The following is a 20913-nucleotide window of genomic DNA, read 5'->3' on the forward strand; positions in this document are numbered from 1 at the left end:
ATCTGTGTGGTAAGGGAATCACCTTTTATTTACTGTGCGGAAAACCGCGCACAAAATAAAAAGAATAAATAATAAAATCATTAAATAACAAAGTGTTATTAAAAAATTAAAGATGGCATAGCTCCTGCAATAGCCCGGCGGGTTTTTTATTTTTCACAATGAGGTGAATATGTCATCAATATCTAACGACGCGCCACAAAAGCGCCGAATTATTCCTAACCCCGGCTTGTGGTTGGCGATCATTGCCGGAATTATTATTACCCTTCTGCCGTTAGGCGATACATTGCCCGTCGCTGGACAAAATATGATCGCCATTCTGGTGTTCGCCATTATTGTCTGGATCAGCGAAGCGATGGATTACACCGCCAGTGCAATTGTGATTTCCGCACTGATTATCTTTATGGTTGGCTTTGCCCCGGATATGAATCACCCGGAAACTATTCTCGGCACCGCGAAAGCGCTGAAAATGACTCTGTCGGGTTTTTCTAATTCTGCTCTGGCGCTGGTGGCAGCAGCAATGTTTATCGCGGCGGCAATGACCATTACCGGGCTGGATAAACGCATTGCGCTGTTTACTATGTCGAAAATAGGTGCCAGCAGCCGCAGCATTATTATCGGTGCCATTGTGGTGACCATCGTCCTGAGCCTGGTCGTACCCAGTGCCACTGCCCGTACGGCTTGCGTGGTGCCGATTATGATGGGGGTCATTGCGGCATTTAAGGTGGATAAACATTCACGTTTAGCGGCGTCAATGATGATTGTTATCGCCCAGGCGACCAGTATCTGGAACGTTGGTATTCAAACTTCGGCGGCGCAAAACCTGCTTTCTATCGGTTTTATCAATAAAACTTTCGGCGCCGGGCATTCTGTTAGTTGGCTGGATTGGCTGTTAGCGGGCGCCCCCTGGAGCCTCGCTATGTCGGTTATCCTCTATTTTCTCGCACGTAAATTATTGCCACCCGAAACAGAAGCCGTTGAAGGCGGTAGCGAAGCCATTAAAAAAGCACTTGCAGAGTTAGGGCCAACTACCGGGAAAGAGAAACGCCTGATCGGTATTTCGCTGCTGCTGCTGTTCTTTTGGTCTACGGGCGGAAAATTACACAGCATTGATACCACCTCTGTCACCCTTGCCGGACTGGCGATTATGCTGCTGCCGGGGATTGGCGTTATGAGCTGGAAAGACGTTGAAAAACGTGTGCAGTGGGGAACGTTGCTGATGTTTGGTATTGGTATCAGCCTGGGGTCCACGCTGCTTGATACGCAGGCAACTTCATGGATGGCGAACTATGTGGTGAAAGGTTTTGGTCTCGACGGCTTGCCATCATTAGCCATCTTCGCGATTCTCGCCGCTTTTTTAATCATCATTCACCTGGGCTTTGCCAGCGCTACTGCGCTAACGGCTGCATTGCTGCCTATCCTGATTAGCCTGTTAAGTAGTCTGCCGCCTGAACTCGGTGTTAACCCGGTCGGTATGACTATTTTGCTGGCTTTCAGTGTTAGTTTCGGCTTCATTCTGCCGATTAATGCGCCACAAAATATGGTCTGCATGGGCACGGATACCTTCACGCCGCGCCAGTTTACCCGTGTCGGGCTGTACCTGACGGTGATTGGCTACCTGTTGTTACTGTTGTTTGCCGCCACCTGGTGGAAAATTTTAGGTCTGATGTGAGGAAACCAACGATGTCATTACAAATTGCCGTGGAAAAAGTGCGTTGGTTAGCTGCCGGGCTGCTGGAACTTAATGGCTGTGATGCCGATATCGCTCAGGATGTGGCGGAACATATGATTGAAGCGGAACGTTATGGCTTTGCCAGCCACGGCGTCACGCTGCTACCGAAGTATCTGGAAAATATCGCGCGTGGCGATGTAACCGCGAATGCCCGCCCGGAATGCTTAACAAGTGAAGGTAATTTACAGCGTTTTCATGCCCACAATGGCTTTGGTCAACATGCGGGAAAAGTGGCGGTAAATGCTGCCATTGAACAAGCAAAACACCGCGGTTTTTGCCTGTTAACGTTGTGCCATGCGCATCATTTAGGGCGTATGGGGCATTACGGGCAAATGGTTGCTGATCAAGGCCTGGCGATGCTGGCCATGAGTAACGTCACCGGGCGTCCGGCACTGGTCGCCCCGTGGGGCGGTGCAGAACCGCGTATGACCACTAACCCTTTCTGTTTTGCCTGGCCGTTCAGTGATGGGCGTCCGCCGATTCTGGTCGATTTTGCCACCAGTAGCATGGCGCTAAATAAAGCACGGGTAATGTCGTCCGCCGGAAAGCAGGCTGCGCCGGGACAATTGATCGATGCACAGGGAAATCCGAGTATCGATCCTGGAGTGCTATTCAGCAATCCGCCAGGTGCGTTATTGCCCTTTGGTGAGCATAAAGGATTTGGCCTGGCGCTGATGATTGAGATGATGGCGGGGATCTTATCTGGTGGCGACACGATCGCCGAAGATCACCAGGCGGATGGATCGGCACATAATCATCTTTTTGCTTTGGTGCTCGATCCTGATCAATTTACCGATCTGGCGGGGGAGAAAGGGCAGTTCTTTGCGGATTATCTATTAGCCACGCAGCCTCAGCCGGGCGGTCATCCGGTGATTTACCCCGGGATGCCGGAAGCGGCTAATAGGGAACGCAATGCGACAATGATTACGATCCCGGTGTCATTCTGGTCCTGGGTGGTTGAGCATTACGCCCGTAAAGGCATCGATCTGGGCCTGCATACACAAAAATCCGCATTAGCTGGATGATTCCAGACGATAAACCTGCGGCTGAATTTGATGCTTGTTGAGCTTGTCGTATAACGTCTTGCGCGGCAGTTGTAATAGCCGCGCAGTCAAACTGACCTGGCCTTCTGTTTGCCGTAGCATATCTTCGATTAACTTTTTCTCGAATGCGTCAAGGCAGGCGGTAAGGCCGCTTTCTTCTTGCTGTGTCATCGGTACTGGCTGATGCTGAGTCAGTAAACCGAGCACGAAGCGTTCAGCGTTATGTTTGAGTTCACGTACATTTCCAGGCCAGCTTTGTGATTGTAGCCAGGCCAGCAACATCGGAGAAATATCGGGTAGGGGGCGATTGTATTTTTGCGCCGCCTGACTGGCGAACCAGTAAAATAGCTCAGGAATATCTTCTCGCCGCTGACGAAGAGGGGGAATATTCAGACTGACTACATTCAGACGATAATAGAGATCGAGGCGAAACAGATGCTCTTCACTGCGACGTAGTAAATCTTCTTTAGTGGCGGCGATGACACGACAATTAACGGGAATTAATTGATTGGCGCCTAATCTTTCGATGCTTCTTTCCTGCAGCACACGTAGCAGTTTGACCTGCATACCTGATGGCATCCCCTCTATTTCATCGAGAAATAATGTGCCGCCATTCGCATGTTCTATTTTACCGATACGTTTTTTGACCGCCCCGGTAAATGCCCCCGCTTCATGCCCAAATATTTCACTTTCAAAAAGCGTTTCGGGTAATCCTGCGCAGTTTAAAGCAACAAACTGCCCCTGACGACGAGTGCTCCAGTGATGCAACATTCTGGCGACAACTTCTTTGCCACAGCCTGTTTCACCGTAAATAAGCACATCGGCATCGGTATCTGCAACGTTGAGGATCATCTTTCTCAGTTGCTGTATTTGTGGGCTGCGACCAATCAGTACCGGACCATTTTCCTGTTGCAGATTCACCAGTAACTGTTGATTCTCTAAAATCAGTCGTCGTTTTTCCACTGCTCTGGCAATAATGCTAAGTAATTTATCTGAACTGCTGGGTTTCTCAATAAAATCAAATGCCCCATTGCGCATTGCTTCAACGGCCATTTCTACGTCACAGTGCCCGGTAATTAAAATAACTGGAATTTTGTTATCCATCTCACTGATGTAATTGAGTAGCTCCAGTCCCGATATTCCGGGGAGTCTGACATCAGTTAGTACAATAATATTCTGCAGACTTTGAATCAAAGGGAGACTGTGTTCCGCATCGCAACAGGAAATGACACGATAACCCGCTAACGTAAGTGTTTGTTCACAGGCAAAACGAACATCGTCGCTGTCTTCAATATAAATAATTGTAATTTCATCAGGCTTATTTTCCATGATCTTCTCTCCATTCTGGCCAGGTTAATGTCATCACCGCGCCGCCTTCAGGATGATTACTGGCGTGGAGAGTACCGTTCGAATTACGGACAATTTCGCTGACGATCGCCAACCCCAGTCCCATTCCTCTGCGTTTAGTGGTAAAAAAAGGTTCAAATATGCGATCGATAACTTGCGGAGCAAACCCGGCGCCACTGTCTTTAATTGTAATAATGACCTTGTTATCGGTCTGGCGGATAGCGATATCCAGTCTTTTATAAGAACACCCTTCCATAGAGTCTAAAGCGTTGCTAATTAAATTACTGAATATCTGCTCAAGGCCGAGTTCATCGCAATTCACAAATAGCGGCATGGAGGCGGCTTTAATTCGTCTCTCAACATTATTTTTCTCCATACTGTGATTTAGCAATGACACGGCGCTATACATCACTTTGATGACATCGGCAGATCCTTTTGGTACACGGTGACGCGAAGCAAATGCTTTAAGTTCAGAGATGAGCTGTGTCATTCGCTCAATCACTGAAATAATGTGCTTCAGATTCTGTTCAACCTGTGGATACATCTCTTTTTTCAGCATAATACGTGCATTATCGGTGAGTGCATGAATAGCCGCTAATGGTTGATTTTGCTCATGAGCAATTTCGGTCGCCATTTGCCCGAGCGCAGCCAGTTTGCTGGATTCTGCCAGTTCACTACGCGTGATTTGCAACACTTGCTCGGCCTGGCTACGTTCTTTTATCTCCTGCAGTAATTTTTGATTGATCAATTCCAGCGCCGAGGTGCGTTCTTTCACCTGTTTTTCTAAAGTCTCATTGGCCTGTGTTAATAATTGTTGTGCATGAGAGCGTATTCGCCAGTATTTAATAAATAATAGAAATAGCAAATAGATAATTAATGTGACGACCAGAGAAATAGCCCATGACAAGTATAGATTATCTAAGGGCGCCATAATCGTCATTTTCCAGTTAAACTCTGGGATGGCAATTTGCTGTGTATAATATTTAGGGAATAAGCAAAATTGTTCTTTCTTTTCTTTTAAGAAAAGAAAATTGTTTAAAGTGTAACAAGGATAGTAATCGGCAGGCAGCAGGTTATCGAGGCTGTACTGACGTGTAGATTGTAGCTTTTGTTTTGCCTGTATAGGTAATGGTTGCAGGGTACGCATTCGCCAGAGAGATTTTGAACTTAAAAATATAATCCCGTGTTCATCATTGACGATAATGTTTTCAGGTCCTTCAGACCAGGCCTTTTCAATTTCATTAAGACTTATTTTAACGACCACTACACCAATGACTTTCCCTTTATCTTTAATACTGGTTGAGAGAAAAAATCCCGGTGTGTTTGTGGTGCTGCCAATACCGTAAAAACGGCCATTTAAACCAGCCATTGCCTGTTTATAATAAGGACGGTAACTATAGTTTTGCCCTACATAGCTGCCGGGGGCCTGCCAGTTGCTGGAAGCGATAGCCTTTCCTTGCGTATCAAGAATAAATATTGCTGCAGTTTTGAGTTGTGTATTGAAATGCGCAATTCGCTGATTAAGTTCGCTGGACGTCATGTCTGATGGGGCAATAACGGCCTGACGGATGATATGATCTGTTGAGAGCATATAGGGTAAAACATAAAATTGTTCAATGGTGGAATATAATGTGGACTTATACATCTCAAGCCGCATTTTATCGGTAGCGGATAACGTAATAAAACGAAAGTGCAAAAAGATGATTGAAACGGCGAAACTGAACAGTAAAAGAGAAATACTTGTAATATGAAATCGCCATTTGTTCTTAAATATATAAGCACATGGTATTTTCATTCATCATCCATTGAATGTATTTATATTTATCTTCAGTATATTCCCTGAACAAGGCTTGCGAGAACCAAAAGAGTGTCATTGTGTGAATGTGTAAGCAGAATAGCGGCACCGATGTGCGGTTTATCGCACAGGTATTCCAAATGTGATCGTGCTCTTTTTCTGTAACAAAGCCGCAGATAATCCTTCCTTTCCCCTACAACTGGCGTTATGGTCAGATGGTTTTTTCAACAGATCTCACAATAAAACGTTTTAATATACTGACTATTTAGGGAAAAATATGCGCAAGATCACACAGGAATTGAGTGCTGTTTGCTTATTGTTCGCTCTAAACAGTTCCGCTGTTGCTCTGGCCTCTTCACCTTCACCGCTTAATCATGGCACTAACGTTGCCCAACTTGCTGAACAGGCGCCCATTCATTGGGTTTCAGTCGCACAAATTGAAAATAGTCTCGCAGGACGTCCGCCGATGGCGGTTGGGTTTGATATTGATGACACCGTTCTGTTTTCCAGTCCCGGATTCTGGCGAGGTAAGAAAATCTTCTCGCCGGAAAGTGAGGATTATCTAAAAAACCCCGCATTCTGGGAAAAAATGAACAATGGTTGGGATGAGTTCAGTATTCCAAAAGAGGTCGCACGCCAGCTGATTGATATGCACGTGCGCCGCGGAGACGCTATCTTCTTTGTGACGGGCCGTAGTCCGACGAAAACAGAAACGGTTTCAAAAACGTTGGCCGATGATTTCCATATTCCGGCAACCAGTATGAATCCGGTAATTTTTGCAGGCGATAAGCCGGGACAAAACACAAAAACGCAGTGGTTGCAGGATAAAAATATCCGAATGTTTTATGGTGATTCGGACAACGATATCACCGCAGCGCGTGATGTCGGCATCCGTGGTATCCGTATTTTGCGAGCCTCCAATTCTACCTATAAACCCTTGCCACAAGCGGGCGCTTTCGGTGAAGAGGTGATCGTTAATTCAGAATACTGATAGAGTGAGAAAGTGTTAGTTTCTCTCTGGTGCTGTTTTTTTAATCACACCTTTATCCTTTTACTATCTTGCTGCAAACTGATTAAGAGAGTTTTATCAAGGAGCAGCATATGTGGTATCAAAAGACGCTCACGCTTAGTGCCAAATCTCGTGGATTTCATCTGGTAACGGATGAAATCCTGAATCAACTGGCTGATATGCCGCGTGTTAACGTCGGTTTACTACACCTGTTGTTGCAACATACCTCCGCCTCTCTGACACTCAATGAGAATTGTGACCCCACTGTACGCTATGACATGGAGCGTTTTTTCCTCCGCGCGGTTCCCGATAACGGAAACTATGAGCATGACTATGAAGGGGCAGACGATATGCCTTCTCATATTAAATCCTCAATGCTGGGGGTATCGCTCGTATTGCCAGTACATAAAGGGCGTATTCAGACCGGCACCTGGCAGGGTATCTGGCTGGGGGAACATCGCATCCACGGCGGATCGCGTCGCATCATCGCGACACTACAAGGGGAGTAAAAAATGACCATTTCGGAGTTGCTACAATATTGCATGGCAAAACCAGGCGCAGAACAGAGTGTGCATAGTGACTGGAAAGCAACGCAGATCAAAGTTGAAGATGTCCTTTTTGCAATGGTGAAAGAGGTAGAAGGGCGCCCGGCCGTTTCTCTGAAAACCAGCCCGGCGCTGGCGGAATTATTGCGTCAGCAGCACAGCGATGTGCGTCCCAGTCGGCACCTGAATAAAGCGCACTGGAGCACCGTTTATCTCGACGGCTCGTTGCCTGATTCGCAAATTTATTATCTGGTGGATGCGTCTTATCAGCAGGCAGTGAATTTGCTGCCGGAAGAGAAACGTAAGCTGTTGGTGCAACTCTGAAGATAAAGGCCGCTCAGAAAGCGGCCTGAGAATGATGACAAACGCAAAATGGCCTGATGCGCTACGCTTATCAGGCCTGCGTGATCTCTGCAATATATTGAAACTGCATGTTTTTGTAGGCTGGATAAGGCGTTCACACCGCATCCGGCAAGGACAAAGCGAACTTGTCAATAATCAGAGGCCGCTCAGAAAGCGGCCTTAGCGACTACAGCAGTGGCTTGAGGAAGCGCGCTGTATGTGAAGCTTCGCACTCTGCGACAGTTTCTGGCGTGCCGGAGACGAGGATCTCGCCGCCGCCGCTACCACCTTCCGGTCCCAGGTCGACAATCCAGTCAGCGGTTTTAATCACGTCGAGGTTGTGCTCAATTACCACAATGGTGTTGCCCTGATCGCGCAGTTTATGCAGTACGTCGAGCAGCTGCTGAATATCGGCAAAGTGCAGGCCGGTGGTTGGCTCGTCGAGAATATACAGCGTCTGCCCGGTGCCGCGTTTTGACAGCTCACGCGCCAGCTTCACACGCTGGGCTTCACCGCCGGAAAGTGTGGTGGCGGACTGACCCAGACGAATGTACGTCAGGCCAACATCTATCAGCGTTTGCAGTTTACGCGCCAGCGCCGGAACGGCATCAAAGAACTCACGCGCCTCTTCGATGGTCATATCCAGCACTTCGTGGATGGTTTTACCTTTGTACTTAATCTCCAGCGTTTCGCGGTTATAGCGTTTACCTTTGCACTGGTCGCACGGTACGTAAATATCCGGCAGGAAGTGCATCTCCACTTTGATTACGCCATCGCCCTGGCAGGCTTCACAGCGTCCACCACGGACGTTAAAGCTGAAACGTCCGGGCGTATAACCGCGCGCACGGGATTCCGGTACGCCAGCGAACAGTTCACGCACGGGCGTAAATACGCCGGTATAGGTCGCCGGGTTAGAACGCGGAGTTCGACCAATCGGGCTTTGGTCGATATCGATCACTTTATCGAAATGCTCCAGCCCCTGAATATCGCGATACGGTGCTGGTTCCGCGATGGTTGCGCCATTCAACTGGCGTTGCGCTATCGGGAACAGTGTGTCGTTAATCAGCGTGGATTTACCGGAACCAGAAACCCCGGTGATGCAGGTGAACAGGCCGACCGGCAGCGTTAACGTCACGTCTTTCAGGTTGTTGCCGCGCGCGCCCGTCAGTTTTAGCACTTTTTCTGGATTCGCAGGTACGCGTTTCTTCGGCACTTCAATCTTGCGTTTACCGCTCATGTACTGCCCGGTCAATGACTCCGGCACAGCCATAATCGCTTCCAGCGGACCTTCCGCGACCACTTCACCGCCGTGAACACCCGCGCCCGGGCCGATGTCGATCACATGGTCAGCCGCGCGAATGGCGTCTTCGTCGTGCTCCACCACAATTACGGTATTACCGAGATCGCGCAGGTGGATAAGCGTTCCCAACAGACGTTCGTTATCGCGCTGATGCAAGCCGATGGAGGGTTCATCCAGAACATACATAACGCCAACAAGGCCTGCGCCAATCTGGCTCGCCAGACGGATACGCTGGGCTTCGCCGCCGGAAAGTGTTTCTGCCGAGCGGGAAAGAGTCAGGTAATTCAGCCCGACGTTAACGAGGAATTTCAGGCGATCGCCAATCTCTTTAAGGATTTTTTCCGCAATTTTCGCTCGCTGGCCGGCGAGTTTGAGATTGTTGAAGAACTCCATCGCATGACCGATGCTCATATCGGAGATAGCGGGCAGCGGTGTATTCTCGACATAGACGTGGCGCGCTTCACGACGCAGACGCGTCCCTTCGCAACTGGCGCATGGACGATTGCTGATAAATTTGGCCAACTCTTCGCGTACCGCGCTGGATTCCGTCTCTTTATAACGGCGCTCCATATTGTGCAGCACGCCTTCGAACGGATGACGACGGATAGAGGTATCGCCACGATCGTTCATGTACTTGAATTCGATATTTTCTTTGCCGGAACCGTACAGCACCACTTTTTGCACGTTCGCGCTCAGGCTGCCCCACGGCGCTTCGACGTCGAATTTATAGTGATCTGCCAGTGATTTCAGCATCTGGAAGTAGTAGAAATTACGCCGATCCCAGCCGCGGATCGCGCCGCCTGCCAGCGACAGCTCAGGGTTTTGGATCACACGATCGGGATCGAAATATTGCTGTACGCCAAGACCGTCACAGGTCGGGCAGGCGCCCGCCGGATTGTTAAACGAGAACAGACGCGGTTCCAGTTCGCGCATACTGTAGCCGCAGATCGGGCAGGCGAAATTCGCGGAAAACAGCAGCTCTTCCGCTTTCGGGTCGTCCATATCGGCGACGACCGCCGTGCCGCCGGAAAGCTCCAGCGCAGTTTCAAACGACTCCGCCAGACGCTGGGTAAGATCGTCACGCACTTTGAAGCGATCAACCACGACTTCAATAGTGTGTTTCTTTTGCAGTTCCAGTTTTGGCGGATCGGAAAGATCGCAGACTTCGCCGTCAATGCGCGCGCGGATATACCCCTGACTAGCCAGATTCTCCAGCGTTTTGGTGTGTTCGCCTTTGCGCTCTTTAATGATTGGCGCAAGCAGCATCAGACGTTTACCTTCCGGCTGCGACAGCACGTTGTCCACCATCTGGCTGACGGTTTGCGCCGCCAGCGGAACATCGTGGTCCGGGCAGCGCGGCTCGCCGACGCGGGCGTACAGCAGTCGCAAATAGTCGTGGATTTCGGTGATTGTCCCCACCGTGGAGCGCGGGTTATGAGACGTCGATTTCTGTTCAATTGAGATGGCGGGTGAAAGCCCCTCAATATGATCGACGTCCGGCTTTTCCATCAGTGACAGAAACTGCCGCGCATAGGCAGAAAGGGATTCAACGTAACGACGCTGCCCTTCGGCATATAAGGTGTCGAAAGCGAGCGAGGATTTGCCAGAACCCGAAAGCCCGGTCACGACAATCAGTTTGTCGCGGGGGATAACGAGGTTGATATTTTTGAGATTATGGGTGCGGGCGCCCCGAACTTCGATCTTATCCATTCACCTTTCCCGGATTAAACACTTTCTTGCCCGGCGGCATGGCGCTACCGGCGGTCACAAACGGTTAATTATGACACAAATTGACCTGAATGAATATACAGTATTGGAATGCAAAACCCACAATACAGTGTAACAATGTCGGGCCATGTTTGTTTACCGGAACCGAGGCCACATCGTGGTAAAAGCGCTATTGGTAATGGTACAATCGCGCGTTTACACTTATTAGAACGTTTTTTTCAGGAGACACGAACATGGCCAGCAGAGGCGTAAACAAGGTTATTCTCGTTGGTAATCTGGGTCAGGACCCGGAAGTACGCTACATGCCAAATGGTGGCGCAGTTGCCAACATTACGCTGGCTACTTCCGAATCCTGGCGTGATAAAGCGACCGGCGAGATGAAAGAGCAGACTGAATGGCACCGTGTTGTGCTGTTTGGCAAACTGGCTGAAGTGGCCAGCGAATATCTGCGCAAAGGTTCCCAGGTTTATATCGAAGGTCAGCTGCGTACCCGCAAATGGACCGACCAATCCGGCCAGGATCGCTACACGACAGAAGTTGTCGTAAACGTCGGCGGCACTATGCAGATGTTGGGGGGGCGTCAGAGTGGTGGCGCTCCGGCTGGCGGCAATATCGGTGGCGGTCAGCCGCAGGGTGGTTGGGGTCAGCCTCAGCAGCCGCAGGGTGGCAATCAGTTCAGCGGCGGCGCGCAGTCTCGTCCGCAGCAGTCCGCTCCGGCAGCGCCGTCTAACGAACCGCCGATGGACTTTGATGACGATATCCCGTTCTGATTTGCCATTAAGAAAACAGGTTATGTTTTCTTAAGGCGGGCAATTAAAGCGCCGTCAACCATAAAAAGAAGCCTCCTTTGCGGAGGCTTCTCAGATTTGCTGACAAAGTGCGATTTGTTCATGCCGGATGCGGCGTGAACGCCTTATCCAGCCAACAAAAACATGCAGTTTCAATATATTGCAGAGATTGTGTAGGCCTGATAAGCGCAGCGCATCAGGCTATTTTGCGTTTGTTATCAGTCCCAGAAGCTTCTCTTTGCGGAGACTTCTGTTTATCAGGTCAAAATCATCGGCCACTGTGGTGGCGCCTGATTCATTCCTTCCACCATCACGGACTCAATATTGCTCCAGATGGCGGTAATGTCCGCCATTGTGATGCCAAGCAATCCCATCGCGAACCAACAGGCGGAAACGACCCCCAGACCACTGCTGATTACTGCAAGCCCGATGTAATCAGAGCGACGAAAACGAATGTTGAGCGTACTGGCCAGAAACATCAGTACGGCGCTAAGAAGTTGCCAGCGGAGAAGAACCACGCCAGTGGTGAGGGTAGCCATCGAAAAATTCCTCTGAAAATAGCCGATGCTCTGGACAGCGCGACGTTGCTCACTGGAGGCGTGGTACACTCTGGCTATCGTGGGGCTTGCAGAACACAAAAATGAAACGCTAAATCTGTTTCATTATTTTTGTGAACTATATCACACTTGATTGTTTGTTAGCCAGATTACGCCATCGCTTTTATTTCTGTACTTATTATGTGGTTTTTCAGTGGCATTGAAGGAACGCCAAATAACAAAATGTTGTAACTTCCTGCCTTTTTTCTCTTTTTCAGGAAAGCTCTTTTGATATCAGCGAGTTATTTTTATTAGAACAACAATCATAAAGGTATCAATTTCAAATCAGGCAAAAGTGCTATTTATACCGTAAGATTTATCTAACGTCGTCGGTAGTCAGGGTTTTCACCTTGCAATGACCAGATATAACCAGGCAGGGAATGAATAGAAATGAGTCATAGCGCACGACACAAATTGCTGGCGTTGCCGGGCATTGTCTTTGTAGTACTTCTTCCCATCATTCTGTCGCTATGGATTGCTTTTCTTTGGGCGAAATCAGAAGTTAATAGTCAGCTTCGTACCTTTGCGCAGTTGGCGCTGGATAAATCCGAGTTGGTTATTCAACAGGCAGATTTGGCGAGCGATGAGGCGGAGCGTTATCAGGGACACGTTTGTACTCCCGCCCATCAAAAGCGAATGTTGAATATTATTCGCAATTATCTTTATATCAATGAACTGATATATGCCCATGATAATCATTTTTTATGCTCATCGCTTATGGCCCCTGCTAACGGCTATATGATTGCACCTGCAGATTATAAGCGTGCTCCCAATGTTTCTATTTATTATTACCGTGATACGCTCTTTTTTTCAGGTTATAAAATGACCTATATGCAGCGGGGAAATTATGTGGCAGTTATCAACCCTCTATTCTGGAGCGAGGTGATGTCTGACGATCCAACGCTGCAATGGGGCGTGTATGATACGGTAACGAATGCTTTTTTCTCGTTAAGTAAATTGGCTTCGACAGAAACATTTTCACCTCTGATTCATCAGAATGAGTTAACTCTGGAGCGGAACGGTTACTTATATGCAATAGCCCATTCAACAAAACGTCCGATTGCCGCCATTGTTGCCACCTCAAAACAGCGTCTTCTCTCCCATTTTTATAACCATCTTATCTTTGCTTTACCCGCAGGTATTTTGGGGAGTCTTGTACTGTTATTGCTCTGGTTGCGTATAAGCCAGGAGTACCGCTCTCCCAAACGAAAATTACAGCGCGCACTCGAAAAACGGCAACTCTGTCTTTATTACCAACCCATTATCGACATTAAAACAGAAAAATGTATTGGCGCCGAAGCGTTGTTGCGGTGGCCCGGAAATCAGGGACAGGTGATGAACCCGGCAGAGTTTATTCCTCTGGCGGAAAAAGAAGGAATGATTGAACAGGTGACTGATTATGTCATTGATAACGTATTCAGTGAGCTGGGCGCGTATCTGGCAACCTATGCCGATCGCTATATTTCCATTAACTTGTCGGCTTCCGATTTTCATACTTCACGTGTGATTGCGCGAACCAATCAAAAAACAGAGCAATACGCGGTGCGCCCACAGCAAATTAAATTTGAAGTGACGGAACATGTGTTTCTTGATGTCACCAAAATGACGCCGATTATTCAGGCCTTCCGCCAGGCGGGTTATGAAGTGGCAATTGATGACTTTGGCATTGGTTACTCCAACCTACATAACCTTAAATCATTGAATATCGATATTTTAAAAATCGATAAATCGTTTGTTGAGACGCTGACTACCCACAAAACCAGCCATTTAATTGCGGAACATATTATTGAACTGGCACATACTCTGGGGCTAAAAACGATCGCAGAAGGGGTAGAAACTGAGGAGCAGGTTAACTGGTTGCGTAAACGTGGCGTGCGCTATTGCCAGGGCTGGTTCTTTGCAAAAGCGATGCCGCCGCAGGTATTTATGGCATGGGCGGAGCAAGTACCCGCGCGCGAGTTAACGCGCGGGCAGTGAAACTACAGGCGATGGCGATAATCGCTGGGGGTGCGATCAAACTGCCGACGGAAAACGCGAGAAAAGGTCTGCTGCGAGACATAACCCAGATCCATCGCGATATCAAAAATAGGGCGCTCGGTGGTGCGCAACTCGACGGCGGCCAGCAACAGGCGGCGTTGACGAATGTAATCGCCAAGCGTTTGATGCGTCACCGCGCGGAACATCCGCTGCAAGTACCACTTTGAATAGCCTGATTTTTTCGCGACGATGTCAATGTTCAGCGGCTGGTCGATATGTTCGTCAATCCATGCAATAAGATCCTGAATAATTTTCTGATGGGACATAAATCTGCCTCTTTTCAGTGTTCAGTTCGTTAATTCATCTGTCGGGGAGTATAATTCCTCAAGTTAACTTGAGGTAAAGCGATTTATGGAAAAGAAATTACCCCGCATTAAAGCCTTGCTCACCCCAGGCGAAGTTGCGAAACGCAGTGGTGTGGCGGTATCGACGCTGCATTTTTATGAGAGCAAAGGTCTGATTAGCAGTATCCGTAACAGCGGCAATCAGCGGCGATATAAGCGTGATGTGCTGCGATATGTTGCAATCATCAAGATAGCTCAACGCATTGGCATTCCACTGGCGACTATTGGCGAGGCGTTCGGCGTATTACCTGAAGGGCATACCTTGAGCGCAAAAGAGTGGAAACAACTTTCGTCGCAATGGCGAGAAGAGCTGGATCGCCGCATACACACCCTGGTGGCGCTGCGTGATGAACTGGATGGTTGTATTGGTTGCGGCTGCCTTTCACGCAGTGACTGCCCGTTGCGTAACCCTGGCGACCGTTTAGGAGAGGAAGGAACAGGCGCGCGTTTGTTGGAAGACGAGCAAAACTAAAGCGCCGCAAGGGCGCTTTAGTTTGTTTCCGGTCTTTGTCTTTCTCTCTATCCCGCTGGTACACGGGAGGGTTTCCCCCGACGTCAACACACCTCATTCGAGCACGTGGTGGAGGTTCCGGTTTGTGTCGATATACTAATTGTATGTCACCCTTGTTTCTTCGCCAGTGCAAAGCGGTGCTTTTTAGCCGCAATGTTTTTGCCCTCTTGCGCGATTTTTTGCTGCAACTCTTCGCCACAAAACGTCTGTAAATGCCGTCATTTTGCGCACTGACGATAACGTTTGCGCATCAATTGCCTGGTTTTTCATCGTTAATACAAGAAAAGGGAAAAAAGCAACAAACTTTGGTTGAAAAAGCCGCTATGATCGCCGGATAATCGTTTGCTTTTTTTACCACCCGTTTTGTATGCGCGGAGCTAAACGTTTGCTTTTTTGCGACGCCCCAGATTGTCGCAAACCTGAAGCAGGAAGATAACGTTTTGCTGGCAGGGGATTGTCCGCCACGCATCTTGACGAAAAATAAACTCTCAGGGGATGTTTTCTTATGTCTACGCCATCAGCGCGTACCGGCGGTTCTCTCGACGCCTGGTTTAAAATTTCACAACGTGGAAGCACTGTCCGTCAGGAAGTGGTTGCCGGGTTAACAACATTTCTGGCGATGGTCTATTCGGTTATCGTTGTTCCGGGCATGTTGGGTAAGGCGGGTTTCCCGCCAGCAGCGGTTTTCGTAGCGACCTGTCTGGTCGCCGGACTGGGTTCTATCGCAATGGGGCTGTGGGCCAATCTGCCGTTGGCAATCGGCTGCGCCATCTCCCTGACCGCATTTACGGCATTCAGCCTGGTATTGGGACAACATATTAGCGTTCCGGTTGCGCTGGGCGCCGTATTTTTGATGGGCGTGCTGTTTACGGTCATCTCGGCAACGGGCATCCGTAGCTGGATCTTACGCAACCTGCCACATGGCGTGGCGCACGGTACAGGGATTGGTATCGGCCTGTTCCTGCTGCTGATTGCCGCCAATGGCGTTGGCCTGGTGATTAAAAACCCGCTTGATGGTCTGCCCGTCGCGCTGGGTGATTTCACGACTTTCCCGGTGATGATGTCGCTGGTCGGCCTGGCGGTGATCATCGGACTGGAAAAACTGAAAGTGCCTGGTGGTATTCTGTTGACCATTATCGGTATCTCGATTGTTGGTCTGATCTTCGATCCTAATGTCCACTTCTCCGGCATTTTCGCCATGCCTTCATTGAGCGACGAAAACGGCAATTCGCTGATTGGTAGCCTGGATATTATGGGCGCGCTGAATCCGGTAGTCCTGCCAAGCGTGCTGGCGCTGGTGATGACGGCGGTTTTTGATGCTACCGGGACTATCCGTGCGGTAGCCGGGCAGGCTAACTTGCTGGATAAAGATGGGCAAATCATCGACGGCGGGAAAGCACTGACCACTGACTCTATGAGCAGCATCTTCTCTGGTCTGGTGGGGGCAGCTCCGGCAGCGGTATACATCGAGTCTGCGGCGGGTACGGCGGCGGGCGGTAAAACCGGTTTGACGGCTATCACCGTTGGCGTGCTGTTCCTGCTGATTCTGTTCCTCTCTCCGCTCTCTTATCTCGTTCCGGGGTACGCAACGGCTCCGGCGCTGATGTACGTTGGCCTGCTGATGCTGAGCAACGTGGCGAAAATCGACTTTGCTGATTTTGTCGATGCGATGGCGGGACTGGTCACGGCGGTGTTCATTGTCCTGACCTGTAACATCGTGACTGGCATCATGATTGGTTTCGCAACTCTGGTGATTGGTCGTCTGGTTTCCGGCGAATGGCGTAAGTTGAACATCGGTACGGTCGTCATCGCCGTGGCACTGGTGGCCTTCTACGCAGGGGGGGGGGCTATCTGATTTTTAATATGATTCTGAAAACGGGCGACAAGTGTTGCCCGTTTTTATTTTCCCCGCACATTGTGTGAGCTTTTGCGATATTCTGAAAAACTGAGAATCCGGGTATAACGCCTTTCTCAGATCATAAAAAACATCGCAAACAGGGAACACATGGAAATCTTCTTCACCATACTGATAATGACCCTCGTGGTCTCGCTGTCCGGGGTAGTCACTCGTGTCATGCCCTTTCAGATCCCGCTTCCGCTTATGCAAATCGCCATTGGTGCGCTACTGGCGTGGCCGACATTTGGTTTGCATGTGGAGTTTGACCCAGAACTCTTTTTAGTCTTATTTATCCCGCCGCTGCTGTTTGCGGATGGCTGGAAAACGCCGACCCGCGAATTTCTCGAACATGGTCGGGAGATTTTCGGCCTTGCGCTGGCATTGGTGGTGGTTACCGTCGTCGGCATTGGCTTTCTTATTTACTGGGTTGTGCCGGGTATCCCGCTGGTTCCTGCCTTTGCGCTGGCGGCCGTTCTCTCTCCAACCGATGCCGTAGCGCTCTCCGGGATTGTTGGTGAAGGGCGCATTCCGAAAAAAATCATGGGCATTTTGCAGGGCGAAGCGTTGATGAATGACGCCTCCGGTCTGGTGTCGCTGAAATTTGCTGTGGCAGTCGCGATGGGAACCATGATCTTTACCGTCGGCGGTGCGACGGTTGAATTTATGAAAGTGGCGATTGGCGGTATTCTCGCGGGCTTTGTGGTGAGTTGGTTGTATGGTCGCTCGTTGCGTTTCCTGAGCCGCTGGGGCGGCGATGAGCCTGCAACGCAAATCGTACTGCTGTTCCTGCTGCCGTTCGCTTCTTATCTGATTGCTGAACATATTGGCGTTTCCGGCATTCTCGCGGCGGTTGCCGCTGGGATGACCATCACTCGTTCCGGCGTAATGCGCCGTGCGCCGCTGGCGATGCGTCTGCGTGCTAACAGCACCTGGTCGATGCTGGAGTTTGTCTTTAACGGCATGGTGTTCTTGTTGTTGGGGCTGCAATTGCCTGGCATTCTGGAGACATCGCTGATGGCGGCTGAAATCGACCCTAACGTCGAAATCTGGATGCTGTTTACCGACATTATCCTGATTTATGCGGCGTTAATGCTGGTTCGTTTTGGCTGGCTGTGGACGATGAAAAAGTTCAGCAACCGTTTCCTGAAGAGGAAGCCGATGGAGTTTGGTTCGTGGACCACACGAGAAATCCTGATCGCTTCTTTCGCTGGGGTGCGCGGGGCGATCACTCTGGCCGGTGTGCTCTCTATTCCGCTGCTGTTGCCGGATGGCAACGTCTTCCCGGCGCGTTATGAGTTGGTCTTCCTGGCGGCTGGCGTCATTCTCTTCTCGCTGTTTGTCGGCGTGGTGATGTTGCCTGTTCTGCTGCAACACATTGAAGTCGCGGATCATTCGCAGCAGTTGAAAGAGGAGCGCATTGCGCGTGCTGCAACCGCAGAAGTAGCAATTGTAGCGATCCAGAAAATGGAAGAACGACTGGCGGCAGACACCGAAGAGAATATTGACAACCAGTTGCTCACTGAAGTCAGCTCTCGTGTCATTGGTAACTTGCGTCGTCGCGCCGATGGGCGGAACGATGTCGAAAGTTCAATTCTGGAAGAAAACCTGGAGCGGCGTTTCCGTCTGGCGGCGTTGCGTTCCGAACGCGCAGAACTGTACCACTTGCGCGCCACACGGGAGATCAGCAATGAAACACTGCAAAAATTGCTGCACGATCTCGATTTACTGGAAGCGTTGCTGATTGAGGAAAATCAGTAGGCCGAAAGCGACGTGACTTTGCCCGACTTAATCTGAAAAAGGTGCGATAAATCGCACCTTTTATCGGTTGGACGATGGGAAATTAATGTGCGCGACCTTGCTCTACGCCAAAACCCGTCTGGGAGCGGATAAATTGCGCGCGGAATAGTTCACGCTCGCGCGCGCCTTCCTCTGAATTATCGGTTGCCGAGAAGAACCAGATGCCGAGGAATGCCACGCTGATTGAGAACAGCGCGGGGTATTCATACGGGAAAATGGCTTTTTCGTGGCCGAGAATTTGTACCCAAATCGTTGGCCCGAGGATCATCAACACCACTGCTGTAATCAGACCTAACCAGCCGCCCATCATCGCGCCACGTGTCGTCAGCTTCGACCAGTACATGGAAAGCAGAATAATTGGGAAGTTACAGCTCGCCGCGATGGCAAATGCCAGACCCACCATGAAGGCGATGTTCTGATTCTCAAACAGCACGCCGAGGATAATGGCAATTACGCCGAGGATCAGCACGGTGATTTTTGATACCCGCAGTTCTTCACGTTCAGTTGCGCCTTTTTTGAAGACGTTGGCATACAGGTCATGAGAAACCGCCGACGCGCCTGCCAGCGTCAGACCTGCAACTACCGCGAGGATAGTGGCAAAAGCAACGGCTGAAATAAAGCCGAGGAACAGGTTACCGCCCACCGCATTCGCCAGATGAACCGCCGCCATGTTATTGCCGCCAATCAACTTACCCGCAGCATCTTTATATTCCGGGTTTGCACCAACCAGCATGATCGCGCCAAAACCGATAATAAAGGTCAGGATATAGAAGTAGCCCATAAATCCTGTGGCGTAGAACACGCTCTTACGCGCTTCGCGGGCATCGCTGACCGTAAAGAAGCGCATCAGAATATGCGGTAAACCTGCCGTACCAAACATCAAACCGAGACCCAGCGACAGAGCAGAGATAGGATCTTTTACCAGACCGCCTGGTTTCATGATGTCTGTACCTTTTGGGTGTACCGCCATCGCTTCGCTGAACAGATTGTTGAAACTAAAGCCGACGTGTTTCATCACCATAAAGGCCATAAAACTGGCACCGAACAGCAACAGAACGGCTTTGATAATCTGTACCCAGGTGGTTGCTAACATGCCGCCAAACAGAACGTACATCATCATCAGTACGCCGACCAACACGACTGCGATGTGATAGTTAAGACCGAACAGTAGCTCGATCAATTTACCCGCGCCGACCATCTGGGCGATAAGATAAAGCGCCACGACTACCAGAGAACCGCAAGCCGAAAGAATTCGGATCGGCCCCTGTTTCAGGCGATAAGAGGCTACGTCCGCAAAGGTATAGCGGCCCAGATTACGTAGACGTTCGGCAATCAGGAACAGAATGATGGGCCAACCGACCAGGAAGCCCAGTGAGTAGATCAGACCGTCATAGCCGGAAGTAAATACCAGCGCGGAGATCCCCAAAAATGAGGCGGCGGACATATAGTCACCGGCAATCGCCAGCCCGTTCTGGAAGCCGGTGATATTGCCGCCTGCGGTGTAGTAGTCGCTACGGGAACGTACGCGTTTTGACGCCCAGTAAGTAATACCGAGCGTAAACACGACGAAAATCAGGAACATAATAATCGCCTGCCAGTTCGTTGGCTGGCGCTCAACGGCCCCGCTAAGAGCATCCGCAGCGTTAGCTGCGAAAGGGAGTGTGGCGGCAAGCGCCGTCAGGACTCTTTTCATGACGCTTGTACCTCATGCAGGACTTCGTTGTTAAGACGGTCGAATTCGCCATTTGCCCGCCAGATGTAGATACCAGTGAGTACAAAGGAGATAACAATCACTCCAACACCGACGGGAATACCGCGTGTGACGCTGGTGTTCGGATTCAGCGGAGTGCCGAGCCAGCCGGGTGCAAAGGCGATCAGTAAAATAAAGCTGATATAAACTGCCAGCATAATAATCGACAGGATGGTGGCAAACCGTTGCCGTTTTTCGACTAACTCCCTGAAATGCGCATTGTCTTCTATCCGCTGATAAATCGTACCATTCATCACAGATTCTCCAGAGGTAATGTAGGGATTGTTTTAGTTCCTGCTCCCTTATGGGAGAAGGTTAACGCTTGGGTAACCCTTGCCGAATGTAGGCCGGATAA

17 protein-coding genes are annotated in these 20913 nt (G+C 49.9%); 10 read left to right on the plus strand and 7 right to left on the minus strand.

All coding sequences use genetic code 11. The annotated features are described in order from the left end of the window. The first annotated feature begins 169 nt into the window (after nt 1–169). Together EA14781_RS07570 and EA14781_RS07575 are read left to right on the plus strand one after the other, a co-directional pair. Nucleotides 170–1669, plus strand: coding sequence for a DASS family sodium-coupled anion symporter (locus EA14781_RS07570; RefSeq protein WP_002460743.1), 1500 nt, complete (start codon nt 170–172; stop codon nt 1667–1669). Between the two features lie 11 nt (nt 1670–1680). Further along, nucleotides 1681–2754, plus strand: coding sequence for an Ldh family oxidoreductase (locus EA14781_RS07575; RefSeq protein WP_002460741.1), 1074 nt, complete (start codon nt 1681–1683; stop codon nt 2752–2754). Here the strand turns inward: EA14781_RS07575 and EA14781_RS07580 are convergent. Further along, entirely contained in the window at nt 2743–4101 is a 1359-nt protein-coding gene (locus tag EA14781_RS07580; protein WP_000428614.1) for a sigma-54-dependent transcriptional regulator, read from the minus strand. The two genes, EA14781_RS07575 and EA14781_RS07580, sit on opposite strands and share 12 nt — an antisense overlap. After that, nucleotides 4091–5914: a sensor histidine kinase gene (locus tag EA14781_RS07585; RefSeq protein ID WP_000701094.1), complete on the minus strand. Its 1824-nt coding sequence runs from the start codon at nt 5912–5914 to the stop codon at nt 4091–4093. Before EA14781_RS07585 ends, EA14781_RS07580 begins: the two co-directional genes overlap by 11 nt. A 277-nt stretch (nt 5915–6191) precedes the next feature. Between EA14781_RS07585 and aphA the strand changes: the two genes are divergently transcribed. The 3 genes from aphA (at nt 6192) to EA14781_RS07600 (ending at nt 7792) form a co-directional block, all read left to right on the plus strand. Continuing rightward, on the plus strand, nt 6192–6905 hold the full coding sequence (gene aphA, locus EA14781_RS07590) for an acid phosphatase AphA (RefSeq protein ID WP_001226937.1): 714 nt from the start codon (nt 6192–6194) through the stop codon (nt 6903–6905). Between the two features lie 110 nt (nt 6906–7015). Next, nucleotides 7016–7432, plus strand: coding sequence for a secondary thiamine-phosphate synthase enzyme YjbQ (locus tag EA14781_RS07595; RefSeq protein ID WP_000270382.1), 417 nt, complete (start codon nt 7016–7018; stop codon nt 7430–7432). Nucleotides 7433–7435: 3 nt separating this feature from the next. Beyond that, nucleotides 7436–7792, plus strand: a complete 357-nt coding sequence (locus EA14781_RS07600) for an MmcQ/YjbR family DNA-binding protein (protein WP_000155670.1) — start codon at nt 7436–7438, stop codon at nt 7790–7792. A 205-nt stretch (nt 7793–7997) separates the two neighbouring features. Here EA14781_RS07600 and uvrA read toward each other — a convergent pair whose 3' ends face one another. Then, nucleotides 7998–10820 carry an excinuclease ABC subunit UvrA gene (gene uvrA, locus EA14781_RS07605; RefSeq protein ID WP_000357767.1) on the minus strand — a complete coding sequence of 941 codons (2823 nt, stop codon included), beginning with the start codon at nt 10818–10820 and terminating at the stop codon, nt 7998–8000. Between the two features lie 251 nt (nt 10821–11071). Between uvrA and ssb1 the strand changes: the two genes are divergently transcribed. Then, nucleotides 11072–11608 carry a single-stranded DNA-binding protein SSB1 gene (gene ssb1 / locus EA14781_RS07610; RefSeq protein ID WP_000168310.1) on the plus strand — a complete coding sequence of 179 codons (537 nt, stop codon included), beginning with the start codon at nt 11072–11074 and terminating at the stop codon, nt 11606–11608. A gap of 275 nt (nt 11609–11883) precedes the next feature. Here the strand turns inward: ssb1 and EA14781_RS07615 are convergent, their stop codons facing one another. Then, on the minus strand, nt 11884–12165 hold the full coding sequence (locus EA14781_RS07615; RefSeq protein ID WP_010338933.1) for a YjcB family protein: 282 nt from the start codon (nt 12163–12165) through the stop codon (nt 11884–11886). Nucleotides 12166–12612: 447 nt separating this feature from the next. Here EA14781_RS07615 and pdeC point away from each other — a divergent pair, with 447 nt between their 5' ends. Then, the gene (gene pdeC / locus EA14781_RS07620) at nt 12613–14199 is read left to right on the plus strand and encodes a cyclic di-3',5'-guanosine monophosphate phosphodiesterase PdeC (RefSeq protein WP_000019703.1); all 1587 of its coding nucleotides are present in this window, start codon (nt 12613–12615) and stop codon (nt 14197–14199) included. A gap of 2 nt (nt 14200–14201) precedes the next feature. Here pdeC and soxS read toward each other — a convergent pair whose 3' ends face one another. Next, nucleotides 14202–14525, minus strand: a complete 324-nt coding sequence (soxS, locus tag EA14781_RS07625; RefSeq protein ID WP_000019352.1) for a superoxide response transcriptional regulator SoxS — start codon at nt 14523–14525, stop codon at nt 14202–14204. Nucleotides 14526–14610: 85 nt separating this feature from the next. Between soxS and soxR the strand changes: the two genes are divergently transcribed. From soxR to EA14781_RS07640, 3 genes are all read left to right on the plus strand, one after another. After that, nucleotides 14611–15075 (plus strand): redox-sensitive transcriptional activator SoxR, encoded by a 465-nt coding sequence (gene soxR / locus EA14781_RS07630; protein ID WP_000412439.1) that lies wholly within the window; start codon nt 14611–14613, stop codon nt 15073–15075. A gap of 544 nt (nt 15076–15619) precedes the next feature. Then, the gene (ghxP, locus tag EA14781_RS07635; RefSeq protein WP_000106869.1) at nt 15620–16969 is read left to right on the plus strand and encodes a guanine/hypoxanthine transporter GhxP; all 1350 of its coding nucleotides are present in this window, start codon (nt 15620–15622) and stop codon (nt 16967–16969) included. Between the two features lie 150 nt (nt 16970–17119). Next, the gene (locus tag EA14781_RS07640; RefSeq protein WP_000402212.1) at nt 17120–18769 is read left to right on the plus strand and encodes a Na+/H+ antiporter; all 1650 of its coding nucleotides are present in this window, start codon (nt 17120–17122) and stop codon (nt 18767–18769) included. An 82-nt stretch (nt 18770–18851) separates the two neighbouring features. On the opposite strand, the gene actP is transcribed toward EA14781_RS07640, so the two are convergent. Together actP and EA14781_RS07650 are read right to left on the minus strand one after the other, a co-directional pair. After that, the gene (gene actP / locus EA14781_RS07645) at nt 18852–20501 is read right to left on the minus strand and encodes a cation/acetate symporter ActP (protein WP_000832586.1); all 1650 of its coding nucleotides are present in this window, start codon (nt 20499–20501) and stop codon (nt 18852–18854) included. Continuing rightward, the gene (locus EA14781_RS07650) at nt 20498–20812 is read right to left on the minus strand and encodes a DUF485 domain-containing protein (RefSeq protein ID WP_001337746.1); all 315 of its coding nucleotides are present in this window, start codon (nt 20810–20812) and stop codon (nt 20498–20500) included. The genes actP and EA14781_RS07650 overlap by 4 nt, the downstream gene beginning before the upstream one ends. Between the last annotated feature and the right edge of the window lie 101 nt (nt 20813–20913).

Origin of the sequence: Escherichia albertii NBRC 107761 = DSM 17582 (genome assembly GCF_000759775.1) — a bacterium.
Classification (GTDB): domain Bacteria; phylum Pseudomonadota; class Gammaproteobacteria; order Enterobacterales; family Enterobacteriaceae; genus Escherichia; species Escherichia albertii.

Excerpts from the sequence above, each read along its gene's own strand:
- EA14781_RS07615 (WP_010338933.1), bottom strand. The coding sequence starts at position 12,165 with ATGGCTACCCTCACCACTGGCGTGGTTCTTCTCCGCTGGCAACTTCTT.
- EA14781_RS07575 (WP_002460741.1), top strand. The coding sequence starts at position 1,681 with ATGTCATTACAAATTGCCGTGGAAAAAGTGCGTTGGTTAGCTGCCGGG.
- ssb1 (WP_000168310.1), top strand. The coding sequence starts at position 11,072 with ATGGCCAGCAGAGGCGTAAACAAGGTTATTCTCGTTGGTAATCTGGGT.
- EA14781_RS07650 (WP_001337746.1), bottom strand. The coding sequence starts at position 20,812 with ATGAATGGTACGATTTATCAGCGGATAGAAGACAATGCGCATTTCAGG.
- soxS (WP_000019352.1), bottom strand. The coding sequence starts at position 14,525 with ATGTCCCATCAGAAAATTATTCAGGATCTTATTGCATGGATTGACGAA.
- aphA (WP_001226937.1), top strand. The coding sequence starts at position 6,192 with ATGCGCAAGATCACACAGGAATTGAGTGCTGTTTGCTTATTGTTCGCT.
- EA14781_RS07585 (WP_000701094.1), bottom strand. The coding sequence starts at position 5,914 with ATGAAAATACCATGTGCTTATATATTTAAGAACAAATGGCGATTTCAT.
- EA14781_RS07595 (WP_000270382.1), top strand. The coding sequence starts at position 7,016 with ATGTGGTATCAAAAGACGCTCACGCTTAGTGCCAAATCTCGTGGATTT.
- EA14781_RS07580 (WP_000428614.1), bottom strand. The coding sequence starts at position 4,101 with ATGGAAAATAAGCCTGATGAAATTACAATTATTTATATTGAAGACAGC.
- actP (WP_000832586.1), bottom strand. The coding sequence starts at position 20,501 with ATGAAAAGAGTCCTGACGGCGCTTGCCGCCACACTCCCTTTCGCAGCT.
- pdeC (WP_000019703.1), top strand. The coding sequence starts at position 12,613 with ATGAGTCATAGCGCACGACACAAATTGCTGGCGTTGCCGGGCATTGTC.
- EA14781_RS07600 (WP_000155670.1), top strand. The coding sequence starts at position 7,436 with ATGACCATTTCGGAGTTGCTACAATATTGCATGGCAAAACCAGGCGCA.
- EA14781_RS07640 (WP_000402212.1), top strand. The coding sequence starts at position 17,120 with ATGGAAATCTTCTTCACCATACTGATAATGACCCTCGTGGTCTCGCTG.
- uvrA (WP_000357767.1), bottom strand. The coding sequence starts at position 10,820 with ATGGATAAGATCGAAGTTCGGGGCGCCCGCACCCATAATCTCAAAAAT.
- ghxP (WP_000106869.1), top strand. The coding sequence starts at position 15,620 with ATGTCTACGCCATCAGCGCGTACCGGCGGTTCTCTCGACGCCTGGTTT.
- soxR (WP_000412439.1), top strand. The coding sequence starts at position 14,611 with ATGGAAAAGAAATTACCCCGCATTAAAGCCTTGCTCACCCCAGGCGAA.
- EA14781_RS07570 (WP_002460743.1), top strand. The coding sequence starts at position 170 with ATGTCATCAATATCTAACGACGCGCCACAAAAGCGCCGAATTATTCCT.